The sequence below is a fragment of the Aureimonas sp. ME7 genome, from assembly GCF_903970965.1.
In the GTDB taxonomy this organism is placed as follows: Bacteria; Pseudomonadota; Alphaproteobacteria; order Rhizobiales; family Rhizobiaceae; genus Aureimonas.
Window position 1 is genome coordinate 47068 of record NZ_CAJCKW010000006.1, and the last position, 14255, is coordinate 61322.

Sequence of the window (14255 nt, forward strand, 5' to 3'; positions counted from 1 at the left end):
TCGACCGGCGGCGGGAGGCTGCCCCGGCCCATCCGTCGCGGGAGGTAAAGCGACGGTCGGGAGCGGGCGTTCCACCCGCTCGGGCAATTTATCGCGCGGCCTTCGCGAAAACGGCGCCCAACCCCATGGACGCCGCCTCGGTTTCGTTGAGACAGCGATCAGGCGTCTACGTGCTGTCCCGCCCGTGTCGCGGCTCCACCGTCGACCGCACCGGTCGAAGCGACGTCGTCCCCATCGCGCAAGGGGCGACTGCCGAGAGCGGGAACGGACCCCTCGTCGCTCAAGGCGCGAACGCTGGGGGGTGCGGGCGGCGCGACCCAGCGGAAGGCGTCGAGCCGCCCGGTCAAGGGCGACACCGGCGACCATTCGGCGCTGGTCACCCCGTCGGCGGTCCAGGCCGCGTCCTTGGGGGCGTGAAGAGCCCGGTTCATCCACTGGCGCACCAGCGCCTCGTTGCCCGACTCGGCATCCTCGATATCGGCCAGAAGCAGATAGGTCGCCTCGCGCGGCTCGCGCTCGGCGGCGGCCAGGGCCTCCGCGCGGGCGGTGGTGAAATCGCGCGCGTCGAGCGCGGCCTGCGCCACGACGAGGTGCGATTCCACGTGCCCCGGCTGCAGCGCTGCGATGATGCGGGCGCGCTTCAGCCGCTCCTCCACCCCGTCGCCAGGGCGAGCGTGGACATAGAGCGCGGCGACTTGCGGATGGGGCTCGATCTTCCAGGAGGCCTGCAGCGCCTTGGAGGCCGAACTCGTGTCGCCGAGCCGGACCGCAGCGCGGCCCGCCGCGACGGCGGCCGGCACGAGATCGGGGGCGAGCTTCTGCGCCTCGCGAGCCGCCGCGCGCGAACCCGCCGGGTCCGCATCGGCCAGCGTCATCGCCTTGCCCGTCAGGAGTACGGCGCGCAGACGCCGGCTTTCCGCCTTGTCGATCAGGCGCGAGTCGCGCTGCGCCTCGAGAATGGCGAGCGCGCCGTCGTAGTCGCCTTGCGCCGCCTTGAGATCGAGCACCGCGCCGCCGGCCCAGCCGACATGGGGTGCGATGCGCACCGCGCGCTCGGCAAAGCCGCGCGCCGCCGACCGATCGCCCAGCCGCTCGGCTTCGAGATAAAGGCCTCGCAGGCCGACGAGCCGGGTTTCCGGCTGGGCCTCCAGCTCCTCGAAGATCGAGCGCGCGCGGCCGTTGTCGCCCTCGATCAGCGCGGTCTGGGCGTCCAGGAAGCGCAGCATCGGCTCGGACCGGTTGGGCAGGGACTTGGCCGCCTGCTTCGTCATGCGGCGCGCGGTGACCGCATCGCCCGCCCCGACCGCGATGATGCCCGCCGAAAGCGCGCGGTAGCCCTTGTCGCGCCGGCGCGTGGAAAAGAAGCGCGATACGCGGTCGGGCGCCTTGAAGAAGCCGCGCACCAGCCAGAACAGGAGGATCGCCGCGACGACGAGAAGAATCTGCGCCACCACGAACACGGTGAAGCTCGTTCCGACCTCCTGCCCCTGCCAGACGAGGGACACGGTGCCGGGATGGTCGGCGAGCCAGGCGAAGCCGAGACCGGCCGCGAGGACGACGAGGAAGAAGGCGAGAATTGCCAGCATGTCAGCCCTGCGACGCCGAAGCGCCGACGGCGCCGTTGATCGTATCCTGAATGACGCGGTCCGCCTCGACGCGCGCGCGCACCTGCGCCGCGAACTCGGCCGAAGCGGTCTTGGCGGCCTCCGGCAGCCCATCCCATTCGCGCAGCCAGGCCCCGTAGTCGCCGGCCTCGACCGCCGCGTCCATGCGTGCGACGGCGGCCTGCGGCCCCGGTGCGTCCGGCGCGACGCTCGCCCCTTGCGGGCGAACGGTCACGAGCGAGCGCAAGCCCGACAGGACCTGGGTGCCGACATCCTCGGTGGAGGTCGCCGGGCGCACCGCATCCAGGATCGCGGCTTCCGCCCCCTGCCAGCGCGCGGCGAGCGTCGAGGCCGTCGGCACGCCGCTCGCCGCGAAATCGCGCAAGGGGGCGACGGCGTCCGTGCCGTTCGAGGCGCGCGCGAAGCTTTCGAGCTCCGACATGAAGGGCGTGCCGCGATCGATCGCGGCCTTGAGGCCGGCGGCCGAAAGCGCCACCGCCGCCTGCCGGTTGGCCGTCTCGATGGCGGCGAGGCGCGTTTCGAATCCGTCGATCGCGCCGCGCGTCTCGTTGGCGGCGGTCTGGGCGTTCTGGGCCGCCTGCTGGGCAGCGCTCACCCCGCCGCGCGCCTCGTCGGCCGCCGCCTGCGCGGCCGTGGCCGCCTCGCGCGCGGCGTTGGCGGTGGTCTCAGCGCTCGCCGCCGTTTCGCGCGCCGTGTTGGCGGCGTCGCTGGCACCGGCGGCGGCGGCGGCGGCATCGCCCGTCGAGCTTCCCCCGCTCTGGATGGCGCGCTCGGCCGCCGCCACGCGGTCGGCGAGCTGCGTGAAGTCGGCGGTCGCCACCGTGCCCGACCCCGCGCCTCCGGCGGCCTGGGCGGAGCGGACCTGCTCCACCGCCTCGCGCAGCGACTGGACGTCGCCGTTCAGCTGCTGGACCTCGCCGGCCTGGGCGAACTGCTGCGGGTTGACCTGTTCCGTCCGGCTCGGCGGGGGCGGCAGGAGGCCGCCGTAAAGCGCCGTGCCTCCCAGAAGCAGCGCGATCGCCGCGCCGAGTGCGCCCACACCCAGAAGCCCGCCGAAGCCGGCTCCCTTCGGTTCGGCCGCGTGGCCAGCGTGATAGGGACTGGTGTCCGACACGGTTCCGGGCGAGCGTGCCGCATCCGCCGGCGTGTGCTCGTCGTCCTCGAACTCGCCGAAATCGCGCGGCGGGGCGGCGCCCGTAGCACCTGCGGCGGCGAAGCCTTCCTCGCGCGCGAATTCCTGCGACGGCGCTTCCGAGGTCGTCTCGTTCGAAAGGCTCGCCGCCTCGCCGCCGGGCAGCGGGCGCTCCTCCACGGGGTCGACCGTCTCGACGGTCTCCGGGGCGGGCCCGGTCACGGCATCGTGGACCCGCGCTTCCTCGGCCGCATCGACCGGACGATCGAGAGCATCGCCCGGTTCGCCTGCGACATCCGTCGTCAGGGCTTCGCCGCCCGTCACCACGGGCGCTTCCGGCTCGAGGCGAAGCGGTTCCTTGGCCTGCTCGGGCGCGAATTCAGGCTCGGAGCCCCCGGCCGGCGGCGTCTCGCCGAGCGTCGTCGCCGTTTCGCCGGATGCGCCCGCCCCCTCGATCCGCTCGGCATCGCCGTCGATGATGGTTTCGGGTCTGCCGCCAGTCTTGGGCCGGCGCGGGCGATTGGCCATCCGGGAGCTCCTCGAGTCGCATCGGGACCCCAACAACGGGGCCATATTCTTCGTTCCGGCGCAGGGCCGCGAGCCACGCTTCGCCGATGCGAAACGAGGCTTCCCGTGATTTAGCGTCTCCAGCCCAAGCTGCAACGCAGTTTGTGACATGGGGCGAGCATCGGGATGGCAACAAACAGGAATCTGCGTGACTTTCCCGCGAGCACGGGCGCTCAGCCCAGTCGATCGAGGAGCCGGGCCAGCACCGGCTCGTCCGGCCATTCGGCGTGCTCACCAGCCGGCAGGCAGGCGGCGATCCCCGCCGAAAGGCACAAGCAACGGAGCGTTTCGGGAAAGGCATGGCCGTGACGCGCCCGCAGATCGGCGAAAAGCTCCGCCTGCCGACGGGACAGGAGGAGCACACTGTCGGGCGCCCCATCTCGCAGAACCGCAGCCACGTCCTCGGCCGTTATCGCGCGATCCACCATGTCGTAGATTTCGGCCACGCGGAAGGGCAGGCCGGCCGCCGCCAGCCCCTCCTCCAGATCGGGCAGGCGCACCCGGCCGGCCGCATAAAGGAACGGCTGCTCCCCTTCGATCATGTCCGCTGCCAGTGCGACGAGGTCGCTCGCCCGGCCGGGTCCCGTCACGACATTTCGGGCGCCATGGGCGCGCAGCGCCGCCGCCGTCCGCGCCCCGACGGCCAGGATCGGAAACGAGGAGCCCGACGCACGGCCCGCAGCCCAAGCGGCCGCATGGGCGCTGGTGACGATAAGGCCGGAAAGCGGCTCCGATCCCGCCGGCGGATCCAAGGGTCGAACGCATTGGAGCGGCAGGATCAGCGCCTCGTGGCCGCGCGCGCGCACGTCAGCCGCCGTGCGGCGAGCGTCCGCTTCCTCGCGCAGGATCAGGACGCGCGCCACCGGAAACTTTCAGCCGAACCAGCCGGCGAAGAACTCCGAGCCCGCTTGCCGCACCAGTCGCCGCGCGGCTTCCGCCGCCGCTTCCACCACGGCGCTGCGCTCGGTTTCCTCGCGCGCTTCGTGGCAGCGCACCCCGTCCGGAGTCAGGATCATGCCATGGAAGCGGAAGCGCGGACCGTCCGCCCGGGCGAGTGCGGCGATCGGGGTCCGGCAGGAACCGTCGAGAACCGCCAGGAACGCCCGCTCCGCCAGAAGCGCCAGATGCGTGTCGGCATGGTCGAGCGGGGCGACGAGCCCGGCGGTGCGCTCGTCGGCGCGCCGCTGCTCGATGCAGATCGCGCCCTGCCCCGGGGCCGGGGGGAAGTGCTCGGGGTCGAGAATTTCTGTGGCGACACCGGCCGCGTCCAGCCGGTTGAGCCCCGCCAGCGCCAGAAGCGTGCCCTCCACCTCGCCCTCGGCGAGCTTGGCGAGCCGCGTCTGGACGTTGCCGCGAAAGATCACGAGGTCGAGGTCGGGCCGAAGGCGTTTCAGAAGCGCCTGCCGGCGCAGCGAGGCCGAGCCGACGCGCGCGCCGTGCGGCAGGTCCATGATGCCCCGCACCCGGCGCCCGATGAACGTGTCACGCACGTCCTCGCGCGGCAGGAAGGCGGAAAGCATCAGCGCGTCCGGCACGGCGGTCGCCATGTCCTTGGCCGAATGCACCGCGATGTCGATCCGCCCGTCGAGAAGCGCCTCCTGGATCTCCTTGGTGAAGAGCCCTTTGCCGCCGACCTCCGACAGGGCGCGGTCCTGGATGCGATCGCCCGCCGTCGAGATTACCACCACCTCGAACGCCTCCTCCGGCCAGCCGTGGGCCGCCATCAGCCGGGCGCGAACCTCGTGCGCCTGCGCCAGCGCCAGGCGGCTGCCGCGCGTGCCGATGCGAAGCGGGGTGGATGTCATGGCAATGGGCCTTTCCGTCGTGCCCGAAGCGCCTCGCGGCGCCCGGACGTCGGCGGCCCTTACACCACAAGACGCCGCGCGCGGCCACCCGTCGCCGGGGCGGTGGCGCAACGGCGCGCGTGAGGCTATGTCAGCATCCATGTCCGCCACGCCCGCTCAACCCGCTTCCCGCCCGCCGTCCGGTCTCGTTCTCGGCATCGAGACGAGCTGCGACGAGACCGCCGCCGCCGTGGTCGGGCGCGACACGGCGGGCGCTCCGCGCATCCTGTCCAACGTGGTGCTCAGCCAGATCGAGGAGCACGCGGCCTTCGGCGGCGTCGTCCCCGAGATCGCCGCGCGCGCCCATGCGGAGGCGATCGGCGGCATCCTGCGCGTGGCGCTGGAGGAGGCCGGCGTGTCGCTGGGTGAGATCGCGGCCATCGCCGCCACCAGCGGCCCCGGCCTCGTTGGCGGGCTGATCGTCGGCGCGACGGCGGGCAAGGCCATCGCCCTGTCGCGCGGGCTGCCCTTCGTCGCGGTCAATCATCTGGAAGGCCACGCGCTCACTCCGCGCCTGACCGACGGGCTCGCCTATCCCTATCTTCTGCTGCTCGTCTCGGGCGGCCACACGCAGATTCTCCTCGTTTCCGGCCTCGGGCGCTACGAGCGCTGGGGCACGACGATCGACGACGCGCTCGGCGAAGCCTTCGACAAGACCGCCAAGCTCCTGGAACTGCCCCATCCCGGCGGCCCAAGCGTCGAGCGCATGGCGGCCGGCGGCAATCCCGCCCGCTTCCCCCTCCCCCGTCCCTTGCGGGGCGAGAAACGGCTCGACTTCTCGTTTTCCGGCCTGAAGACCGCCGTGCGACAGGCGGCGGAAGCGAACGCCCCCTTGAATGAAGGGGATGTGGCCGACCTTTGCGCCGCGTTCCAGCGGGCGAGCGCGGAAAGCGTTCGCGATCGCGTCTCCCTCGCGCTTGCCCGTTTTCGCGAGCGCTACCCGGATCTGCCCGATCCGGCGCTGGCGGTGGCCGGCGGGGTCGCCGCCAACGGCGAGATTCGGCGCGCGCTCGGCGACGTCGCGGGCGAGCACGGCGTTCGCCTCGTGTCCCCGCCGCACGCCCTGTGCACCGACAACGCCGCGATGATCGCCTATGCGGGCCTGGAGCGTTGGGAGGCGGGCGAGACCGACGCGCTGTCGGCCCCCGTGCGCCCGCGCTGGCCGCTGGACGAGACCGCCGTGCCGCTCGTCGGCTTCGGCAAGCGCGGAGCCAAGGCATGAGCGTATGCGTGGTGGGCGGCGGCGCTTGGGGCACGGCGCTGGCCGCGGTCGCGGCGCGGGGCGGAGAGCCGGTTCGGCTTCTCCTGCGCGATGCGGCCGTCGCGGCCCATATCAACGACGCGCACGAAAACCCCGCCTATCTTCCCGGTCTCATCCTGCCAAAGACCCTGCGCGCCGAACTCGACCCCGGCGAAGCGCTGCGGGGCGCGGCGATCGTTCTCCTGGTAACGCCCGCCCAGACGCTGCGCACCGTGTGCCGCACCCTGAAACCCGCGCTGGAAACCGGCGCGACGCTCGTCCTGTGCTCCAAGGGGATCGAGCGGGACACCGGTCTCTTCGCCTCCGCCGTGGTCGCGGCCGAGCTGCCGGGGCACCCCGTCGCGGTTCTGTCCGGCCCAAGCTTTGCCACCGACGTCGCCGCCGGCCTGCCGACCGCCGTCACCCTCGCTTGTCCTGACGCCGCCCATGCCGACCGTCTCGCCGAGCGCCTGTCCGGCCCGGCGTTCCGCATCTATGCCGGAGACGACGTGGCGGGCGTCGAGGCCGGCGGCGCGCTGAAGAACGTGCTCGCCATCGCGGCGGGTGCGGCCGCCGGCCTTCGCCTCGGCGCCTCGGCGCAGGCCGCGCTCGTGACGCGCGGCTTCGTCGAGCTATCCCGGCTCGGCGCGGCGCTCGGCGCCCGGCCGCAGACGCTGATGGGCCTGTCGGGCCTCGGCGACCTCGTTCTCACCTGTTCGGGCACGCAGTCGCGCAACTTCGCCTATGGCATGGCGCTCGGGCGGGGCGACGATCTCGCCGGGCTGAAGCTCGCCGAGGGGGTTCATTCCGCCGCCATCGCCGCGCGCCTTGCCCGCGAGCGCGCCATCGAAGCGCCGATCATCGAAGCCGTCGCCGGTATCCTCGACGGCTCGCTTGCCGCTGCGGACGCCGTCGCCGCCCTTCTCGCCCGCCCCTTGAAGCGCGAGTTCGAATCGGCTTGATCGGCGGAAACGTCCCCCCCCCCCTTTCCCACCCAACGGAGGCTCCATGCTGTTTGCCCTTCTTTGTGAAGACCGCGCCGATGCCGGCTCGCTTCGTGCCGAAACCCGCCCCGTCCACCTGGAACACCTGAAGGCGCTGGGTCCGGTCCTGAAGTTCGCCGGCCCGTTCCTCGGTGCGGACGACAAGCCGAACGGCAGCCTCCTCGTGGTGGAGGCCGAGTCGGCGGAAGCGGCGCGCGCCCTCGCCGACGCGGACCCCTATGCGGTGGCCGGTCTCTTCGGCTCCGTCACGGTGCGGCGCTGGAACTGGACGGTCAACAATCCCGAAGGCGCGTGAGCCCCATGGCCTTCTGGCTGTTCAAATCCGAACCGTTCAAGTGGTCCTTCGCCCAGCAGAAGGATTGCGGCGCGGCGGGCACCGAATGGAGCGGCGTGCGCAACTACCAGGCGCGCAACTTCATGCGCACTATGCAGATCGGGGAGCGCGGTTTCTTCTACCATTCCAACGAGGGCAAGGCGGTGGTCGGCGTGGTGGAGGTGTGCGCCCTCGCCCATCCCGATTCCACCGCCGACGACCCGCGCTGGGAATGCGTCGATATCCGGGCGGTCTGCGACATGCCCCGCCCGGTCGGCCTCGACACGGCAAAGGCCGAGCCGCGGCTGAAGGACATGATCCTCGTCACCAACTCGCGCCTGTCGGTGCAGCCGGTGCGCGAGGACGAGTTCCGGGTGATCTGCGAACTCGGCGGTCTCGATTGGGCCCAAGCGTCGGGAACCTGAGGGCGGATGGAACGTTTCGCGAACATATCTGATGATCGCGGAGCGCTTCATGACCAACAGCCAACCTAAGGTCGACACCGGTTCCAACACGGAAAAGGATCCGGACGACTGGACCACCGGCGACGAGCCGATGACGGGCGCGCAGGCCTCCTATCTCAAGACCCTGTGCGAGGAAACGGGCCAGCCCTTCGACGACAAGCTGACCAAGGGCGACGCGTCGAAGCTGATCGACGAATTGCAGGGCAAGAGCAAGCGCCTGAAAGACGGCTGACACTTATCCCCGCCACAAACGAAAGGGGCCGCGTTCTCATCCGAACGCGGCCCCTTTCGCATGAGTGGACGAAATTTCTTCCGCCCAAGCGCCGACTAGTGCAGGAAGCCGAAGATCCAGAGAAGAAGAATGATCGGAATGGGAATGCCGATCAGCCAGAGAAGGCCACCCTTGAGCATCGCAGTCGGTCCTTTGCATTGGTTTCATCAAGAACCGCCGAAGGGGGCTTCCGGTTCCCAAATTGTCGCAGGGGCGTCGTGACCGAGGCCGATCGTCGCCGGGACTTCGTTCTGGCCAACACGGCGCCGCTTCGCCCACCTCACGTGCCCGAGATCGAACTGCGGCTGGCGGACGAGGCGCACGATCTGTGGCTTCGAACCGAAGAGGAGTTGGAGGCGATCGGCCTGCCGCCGCCGTTCTGGGCCTTCGCCTGGGCCGGCGGCCAGGGCCTCGCGCGCTTCGTGCTCGACCATCCCGCAACGGTACGGGGCCGCCGCGTCGCGGATCTGGCCACCGGCTCCGGCCTCGTCGCCATCGCGGCCGCCATGGCCGGCGCGAGCGAGGTGACGGCGCTCGACATCGACCCGTTCGCGGAAGCTGCCTGCGGCATCAACGCGGCGCGCAACGGCGTCGATCTGCGTTTCTCGTGCGAGGACCGGATCGGCTCAGGTCCGGATGTCGACCTCCTTCTGGCCGGCGACGTCTTCTACGATCGAGGCTTCGCCCGCCGGCTCGAGCCCTGGTTCGATGCGCTGGCGACGGCGGGAACGGACGTGATCGTCGGCGATCCCGGCCGCGCCTATCTTCCCCGAGCCCGCGTCGAGCCGCTCGCGGTTTACGAGGTGCCCGTCACTCGCGCGCTGGAGGATGCCGAGGTCAAGCGAACCACCGTCTGGCGCTGGAAGGCGTGTCCCTGACGCGCCGAGACTTGGCGATCGCAGCCCGGTCGGCTTTAAGTCTTCGTCCCGAAGCGTTCTACGCGGGCGCTCGGAGACTTGGGAGGAGTTGGGGCATGACGGAAACATCGAACGGATCTCCCTTCCAGCTCGCCGTATCGGCCGAACTGGTGTTTCGCTCAGCACCGATCCTCGAGCGCCTCGCGCGTCTGACGGCGGCGGGGTTCCTGGTCGAAATCTGGGACTGGACGCGCCACGACATCGCGGCGCTGAGCCGATCGGGCGCCCGTTTCTCGTCGATGACCGGCTATGTCACCGGGCGTCTGGCCGATGACGAGGGAGCCGAGGAGCTCCTGCGCACCGCCGCCCTGTCCATTCCCGTCGCACACGAACTCGGCTGCCCGCGCCTCAACCTGCATGGCACGGGTCTCGACGCCCACGGCCAGGCCGTGGTGCCGGCCGCAGTCGTGACGGGCCCGATGTGGGTGAAGGCCGCCGATACGCTGCGCCGCCTCGCCGATCTCGGGCAGCGCGAAGGGGTCACCTTCGTTCTGGAAAATCTCAACGAGGCGGTGGACCATCCCGGCGTCCCCTTCGCGAGGGCGGCCGACACGCTGGCGCTGGTGGAGGCGGTGAACCATCCCTCGCTTCGTCTCAACCTCGACCTTTATCACGCGCAGATCGGCGAGGGGAATCTGATCGAGCTGTGCCGCCGAGCGCTTCCGTTCATCGGCGAGATCCAGGTCGCCGACGTTCCCGGCCGTCACGAGCCGGGCACCGGCGAGATCCACTATCCCGCGGTCGCCCGCGCGCTCGCCGCGATGGGCTATCGCGGCGTGATCGGGCTGGAAGCCTCGCCCGAAGGCGACGACGAACTGGCCCTCGCGCGCTTTCGCGACGCGTTCACCGTCGTGCCCCCGTCATGAAGGCGAGCTAGGAGCCTGATTTTTTCATGAGACTTTCGAGCGATCCGGCATGGTGAGTTTCGCCTTTCACGGCGTATCCAAGAGCTTCAACGGCGCGCGTGCGGTGGCGGACCTGACGCTGGACGTGCCGAGCGGCGCGTTTCTGGCGCTTCTGGGGCCGTCGGGCTGCGGCAAGACCACGGCGCTGCGCCTTCTGGCGGGCCTGGAGCGGCCCGACGCCGGTTCGATCTCGATCGGCGGCGAGTGTGTCGCCGGCCCTAGCACCTTCGTGGAACCGGAGGCGCGAGGGCTCGGCATGGTGTTCCAGTCCTACGCGCTCTGGCCGCACATGAGCGTCGAAACCAACGTCGCCTTTCCCCTGCGATCGCGAAAGCTGGAAAGACCCGAGGTCGAGCGGCGCACGGCGGCGGCACTGGCGCTCGTCGGCCTGTCGGACAAGCGGGCGGACAAGCCGCATCGCCTGTCGGGCGGGCAGCGGCAGCGGGTCGCGCTGGCGCGCAGCCTCGCGCTGGAGCCTCGCCTCGTTCTTCTCGACGAGCCGCTCGCCAATCTCGACGCCGCGCTGCGCGCCGAGATGGCGGCCGAGTTCGCGCGCATCCATGCCGAGACCGGCACCACCTTCGTCTTCGTCACCCACGACCAGACCGAGGCCATGGCGCTCGCCACCACGATCGCGGTTCTGGACGGGGGCCGGCTCCAGCAGATCGGCTCGCCGCAGGAGATCTGGCAGCGCCCCGCCTCGCCGGCGGTCGCGCGCTTCGTCGGTGGCGGGCGCCTCGTGCCGGTAAAGGTGCTGGCGCCGACGGCCACCGGATGGGAGATCGGCTGCGGCCCGGCCCGGCTCGCCTTTCCCGGCACGGCGCTGGCACCGGGCCCGGGCTGGCTGTGCGTGCGCCCCGACGGGCTGACGATGGTCGACGACGGCGAGGCGCCGGCCGGCGACCGCCTTCCCGCCCGCGTCCGCTCCTCGCGCTTCGAGGGCGGCGCCTATCTCCACGATCTCGACCTGGACATCCCCGGCGAAGCGCCGCCCGTGCAGGTTCGCGCCCCCCGTTCCCTGCCGCCGGGCTCGGCGATCACCGTGCGCATTCGCGAGGGATGGGTGATGGCACGAACGCTTTGACATCGCGCCCCTTCGCCCTTCATCCCCCTGTCACGAAACGGCGCTAGCCGAGGCCGTTCCCCGTTCCGAAAGGCTCGTTCCCATGCTTCACCGCCTTCGACTGGGCCTTGCCGCCCTCTCGCTCACGCTCGGCCTCGCCGGTTCGGCCATGGCCGAGGACGCGTCCGGCACGATCACGGTCTACACCTCGCAGCCGAACGACCAGATGACGGCGGTGGTGGACGCGTTCCGCAAGGATCACCCGAGCGTCGCCGTGGAGGTGTTTCGCGCCGGAACGACCGAGCTGCTGGCCAAGCTCCAGGCCGAGTTCGCGGCCGGCGGCTCTCCGGCCGACATCGTCCTGATCGCCGACACGATCGCGATGACGCAGCTGAAGAACGACAAGCGCCTCCTCGCCTACGAGGACGCGCCCGTCGATCAGATCCCGGCCGCGCTGGTCGACCCGGACCGCACCTATTTCGGCACCAAGCTGCTCACCACCGGCATCGTCTACAACACCGACAAGGTAAAGCAAGCGCCGACGTCCTGGGCCGATCTAAAGGCCGAGAATGTCGCGTCCGAATTGATCATGCCGAGCCCGCTTTATTCCGGCGCCGCCGTGGTGCATGTCGGCACGATGACGCAACAGCCAAGCTTCGGCTGGGACTACTACGAGGCGCTGGCCGACGCCGGCGCGGTGGCGGGCCAGGGTAACGGCACGGTGCTGGAAGCCGTGGCCCGGGGCGAGAAGTCCTATGGCATCATCGTCGAGTACATGGCGATGAACGCCAAGGCCAAGGGCTCGCCGGTGGACTTCGTCTTCCCCGCGGAGGGCGTCTCGACCATCACCCAGCCGGTCGCGATTTTGGACGGCACCGACAATCCGGCCGCCGCCAAGCTCTTCGTCGACTGGCAGCTCGGCGAGGCCGCGCAGCGGCAGTCCGTGGAACAGGGCTATTTCCCGGTGATCGAGGGCATGGCGCGCCCGATAGGCTATCCCGACCCGGCGACCCTCAAGGTGCTGCCGACGGATTCGGAAGCTCTCCTCCGGGGCGAGACCGAGATCAAGACGCGCTTCTCCGACATCTTCGGTGGTTGACGTCTCGAGGCCCGCATTCCCCGCCCGAGGCTTCGGCCTCGGGCTTTCGCGCGTCGCGATCAAGCCCGAGATGGCCCTTGCCGCCGGCCTTCTCGGTCTCGTCGTCCTCCTCAGCGCCTGGCCGCTCGCCCGCCTCCTGGCGCTCGCCTTCTCTCCCGGCGATGCTGGGGAATTTCTCGGCACGCTTCGCGACGGCTGGCAGTCGCGCGCCGTCCAGCGCGCGGCCGCCAACACGCTGACGGCCTCGCTCGGCGCCACCGCCATCGCCACCGTTTCGGGAACCGGTCTCGCGCTGCTCCTTGGGCTCGGCCGGTTTCGCGGCCATACGGCGGCGAGCTTCCTCGTCCTGTCACCGCTTCTCGTTCCCTCGCAGATCATGGCGCTCGCCTGGATCGAACTCTTCGGCCTCGCCTGGCCGGGGGGCGGGCGGCCCTTGTACGGGGGCGCGGGCATCGCGTTCCTGCTCGGGCTGGAAAGCATGCCGCTGGTGTTCCTGGCCGTTCGCGCCAGTCTCGCGCTCCTGCCGGGCGACCTCGTGGAGGCCGCGCGCATCTGTGGCGTGTCGCGGCGGCGCACCGTCGCCCGCATCGTCCTGCCGCTTCTCGTGCCGGCCGCGGCCGGCGGGGCGGCGCTCGCCTTCGCCGCCTCGATCGGCAATTTCGGCATTCCGGCGCTCCTCGGCATTCCCGGCCGCTTTCCGATGCTGACGACGCTCGTCTATCAGCGACTCAACGGCTTCGGCCCTTCGGTCCTCGCCGGCGTCGCCGTGATCGCGCTGATCCTCGTCGCGCTGACGCTGGCCGCCCTTCTCCTGCGCTTCGCCGTCCTGCGGACCCTCGCCGTGCCGGTAGAGCGCACGTCCGCACCCTTCGCGGGCGTCTTCGGCCCGGCGCCCCGCCCCGTCGCGGAAGCGATCGTCTGGAGCTTCGCCCTCCTCGTCGCCGTGGTGCCGATGGGGGCGCTTCTCGTCGGTTCGCTGGCGCCGGCGCTCGGCGTCGCCCCGACGCTCGGCACGCTGTCCGGCGACAACTACGCCGCGATTTGGGCGAGCCCCGCGATCCGCCGGGCGCTCGTCAACTCCGCCGCGCTCGGCGCCGCGATGGCGCTTCTCTGCGGCGCCCTCGCGCTGCCGCTGGCCTATCTCGCGCGCCTGCGCCGCCTGCCGGCGGCGCGCCTCGCCGGAACGATCGCCGAAATTCCCTTCGCCGTGCCGGGCACGGTTCTGGCGCTGGCGCTGATCCTCGTCTTCCTGCCGCCGCTGCCCGTCCTACGGATCTCGCTCTATGCGACGCCCGCCATCCTGCTTCTCGCCTATGTCGTGCGCTTCCTACCGCTCGTCCTCGCGCCCGTTTCGAGCGCGCTTTCGACGCTCGATCCGGCGCTGGACGATGCGGGCCGCGTGTCGGGCGTGTCCGTCTGGCGGCGTCTCGCCTTCATCGCCGCGCCGCTGGCCGCTCCCGCCACGGCTGCCGGCATGCTCGTTGCCGCGCTCACCGCCTTCAACGAGCTGACGGTCTCCGTCCTCCTCTGGTCGGCGGGAACGGAGACGGTCGGCGTTATGGTGTTCTCGCTGCAATACGAGGGCAATTCGGGGCAGGCCGCCGCCCTGTCGGTGGTCTCGATCGGCGTCGTCCTCGCCCTCGCCCTCATGTTCGACCGGCTGGGGCGGCGTACCCCAGCGGTCGTGCCCTGGCGAGGCTAGAGCATTTCCCGTGAAAGCCGGATCGGCTTTCACGCAGGACCATGCAACAAGACAAGGGGCTGGACACCATCCGGTGAACCCATGTTCACCGGATGGTTTTCAGGGGTCG

General features: G+C 70.9%; 14 protein-coding genes. 10 read left to right on the forward strand and 4 right to left on the reverse strand.

Annotated elements, in window-relative coordinates; all coding sequences use genetic code 11:
* Positions 1–158: 158 nt before the first annotated feature.
* From H7A85_RS11905 to hemC, 4 genes are all read right to left on the reverse strand, one after another.
* The gene (locus H7A85_RS11905; protein ID WP_182086165.1) at positions 159–1586 is read right to left on the reverse strand and encodes a heme biosynthesis HemY N-terminal domain-containing protein; all 1428 of its coding nucleotides are present in this window, start codon (positions 1584–1586) and stop codon (positions 159–161) included.
* A 1-nt stretch (position 1587) separates the two neighbouring features.
* Entirely contained in the window at positions 1588–3285 is a 1698-nt protein-coding gene (locus H7A85_RS11910) for a hypothetical protein (RefSeq protein ID WP_182086166.1), read from the reverse strand.
* A gap of 212 nt (positions 3286–3497) precedes the next feature.
* On the reverse strand, positions 3498–4187 hold the full coding sequence (locus H7A85_RS11915; protein WP_182086167.1) for a uroporphyrinogen-III synthase: 690 nt from the start codon (positions 4185–4187) through the stop codon (positions 3498–3500).
* 9 nt (positions 4188–4196) lie between these two features.
* A complete protein-coding gene (hemC, locus tag H7A85_RS11920) occupies positions 4197–5129 on the reverse strand; it encodes a hydroxymethylbilane synthase (protein WP_182086168.1) in 933 nt (310 codons plus the stop codon).
* A 139-nt stretch (positions 5130–5268) separates the two neighbouring features.
* Between hemC and tsaD the strand changes: the two genes are divergently transcribed.
* From tsaD to H7A85_RS11970, 10 genes are all read left to right on the forward strand, one after another.
* Complete coding sequence (gene tsaD, locus H7A85_RS11925; protein ID WP_182086169.1) at positions 5269–6390, forward strand: tRNA (adenosine(37)-N6)-threonylcarbamoyltransferase complex transferase subunit TsaD; 1122 nt, start codon at positions 5269–5271, stop codon at positions 6388–6390.
* Positions 6387–7370: an NAD(P)H-dependent glycerol-3-phosphate dehydrogenase gene (locus H7A85_RS11930; RefSeq protein ID WP_182086170.1), complete on the forward strand. Its 984-nt coding sequence runs from the start codon at positions 6387–6389 to the stop codon at positions 7368–7370. The genes tsaD and H7A85_RS11930 overlap by 4 nt, the downstream gene beginning before the upstream one ends.
* A gap of 46 nt (positions 7371–7416) precedes the next feature.
* Positions 7417–7707 carry a YciI-like protein gene (locus H7A85_RS11935; protein WP_182086171.1) on the forward strand — a complete coding sequence of 97 codons (291 nt, stop codon included), beginning with the start codon at positions 7417–7419 and terminating at the stop codon, positions 7705–7707.
* Positions 7708–7712: 5 nt separating this feature from the next.
* Positions 7713–8150, forward strand: a complete 438-nt coding sequence (locus H7A85_RS11940) for an EVE domain-containing protein (RefSeq protein WP_182086172.1) — start codon at positions 7713–7715, stop codon at positions 8148–8150.
* 49 nt (positions 8151–8199) lie between these two features.
* Positions 8200–8421 carry a DUF3072 domain-containing protein gene (locus H7A85_RS11945; protein WP_182086173.1) on the forward strand — a complete coding sequence of 74 codons (222 nt, stop codon included), beginning with the start codon at positions 8200–8202 and terminating at the stop codon, positions 8419–8421.
* Between the two features lie 257 nt (positions 8422–8678).
* On the forward strand, positions 8679–9338 hold the full coding sequence (locus tag H7A85_RS11950; protein WP_182086174.1) for a methyltransferase: 660 nt from the start codon (positions 8679–8681) through the stop codon (positions 9336–9338).
* Between the two features lie 95 nt (positions 9339–9433).
* Positions 9434–10243 carry a TIM barrel protein gene (locus H7A85_RS11955; RefSeq protein WP_182086175.1) on the forward strand — a complete coding sequence of 270 codons (810 nt, stop codon included), beginning with the start codon at positions 9434–9436 and terminating at the stop codon, positions 10241–10243.
* Positions 10244–10292: 49 nt separating this feature from the next.
* On the forward strand, positions 10293–11366 hold the full coding sequence (locus tag H7A85_RS11960) for an ABC transporter ATP-binding protein (RefSeq protein ID WP_182086176.1): 1074 nt from the start codon (positions 10293–10295) through the stop codon (positions 11364–11366).
* Between the two features lie 82 nt (positions 11367–11448).
* Positions 11449–12444: an ABC transporter substrate-binding protein gene (locus tag H7A85_RS11965; RefSeq protein WP_182086177.1), complete on the forward strand. Its 996-nt coding sequence runs from the start codon at positions 11449–11451 to the stop codon at positions 12442–12444.
* Between the two features lie 70 nt (positions 12445–12514).
* Complete coding sequence (locus H7A85_RS11970; RefSeq protein ID WP_182086178.1) at positions 12515–14146, forward strand: ABC transporter permease subunit; 1632 nt, start codon at positions 12515–12517, stop codon at positions 14144–14146.
* The last annotated feature ends 109 nt before the right edge of the window (positions 14147–14255 follow it).

Coding starts and splice junctions, on each gene's coding strand:
- H7A85_RS11905 (WP_182086165.1), bottom strand. CDS start 1,586: ATGCTGGCAATTCTCGCCTTCTTCCTCGTCGTCCTCGCGGCCGGTCTC.
- H7A85_RS11910 (WP_182086166.1), bottom strand. CDS start 3,285: ATGGCCAATCGCCCGCGCCGGCCCAAGACTGGCGGCAGACCCGAAACC.
- hemC (WP_182086168.1), bottom strand. CDS start 5,129: ATGACATCCACCCCGCTTCGCATCGGCACGCGCGGCAGCCGCCTGGCG.
- tsaD (WP_182086169.1), top strand. CDS start 5,269: ATGTCCGCCACGCCCGCTCAACCCGCTTCCCGCCCGCCGTCCGGTCTC.
- H7A85_RS11930 (WP_182086170.1), top strand. CDS start 6,387: ATGAGCGTATGCGTGGTGGGCGGCGGCGCTTGGGGCACGGCGCTGGCC.
- H7A85_RS11935 (WP_182086171.1), top strand. CDS start 7,417: ATGCTGTTTGCCCTTCTTTGTGAAGACCGCGCCGATGCCGGCTCGCTT.
- H7A85_RS11940 (WP_182086172.1), top strand. CDS start 7,713: ATGGCCTTCTGGCTGTTCAAATCCGAACCGTTCAAGTGGTCCTTCGCC.
- H7A85_RS11945 (WP_182086173.1), top strand. CDS start 8,200: ATGACCAACAGCCAACCTAAGGTCGACACCGGTTCCAACACGGAAAAG.
- H7A85_RS11955 (WP_182086175.1), top strand. CDS start 9,434: ATGACGGAAACATCGAACGGATCTCCCTTCCAGCTCGCCGTATCGGCC.
- H7A85_RS11960 (WP_182086176.1), top strand. CDS start 10,293: ATGGTGAGTTTCGCCTTTCACGGCGTATCCAAGAGCTTCAACGGCGCG.
- H7A85_RS11965 (WP_182086177.1), top strand. CDS start 11,449: ATGCTTCACCGCCTTCGACTGGGCCTTGCCGCCCTCTCGCTCACGCTC.
- H7A85_RS11970 (WP_182086178.1), top strand. CDS start 12,515: ATGGCCCTTGCCGCCGGCCTTCTCGGTCTCGTCGTCCTCCTCAGCGCC.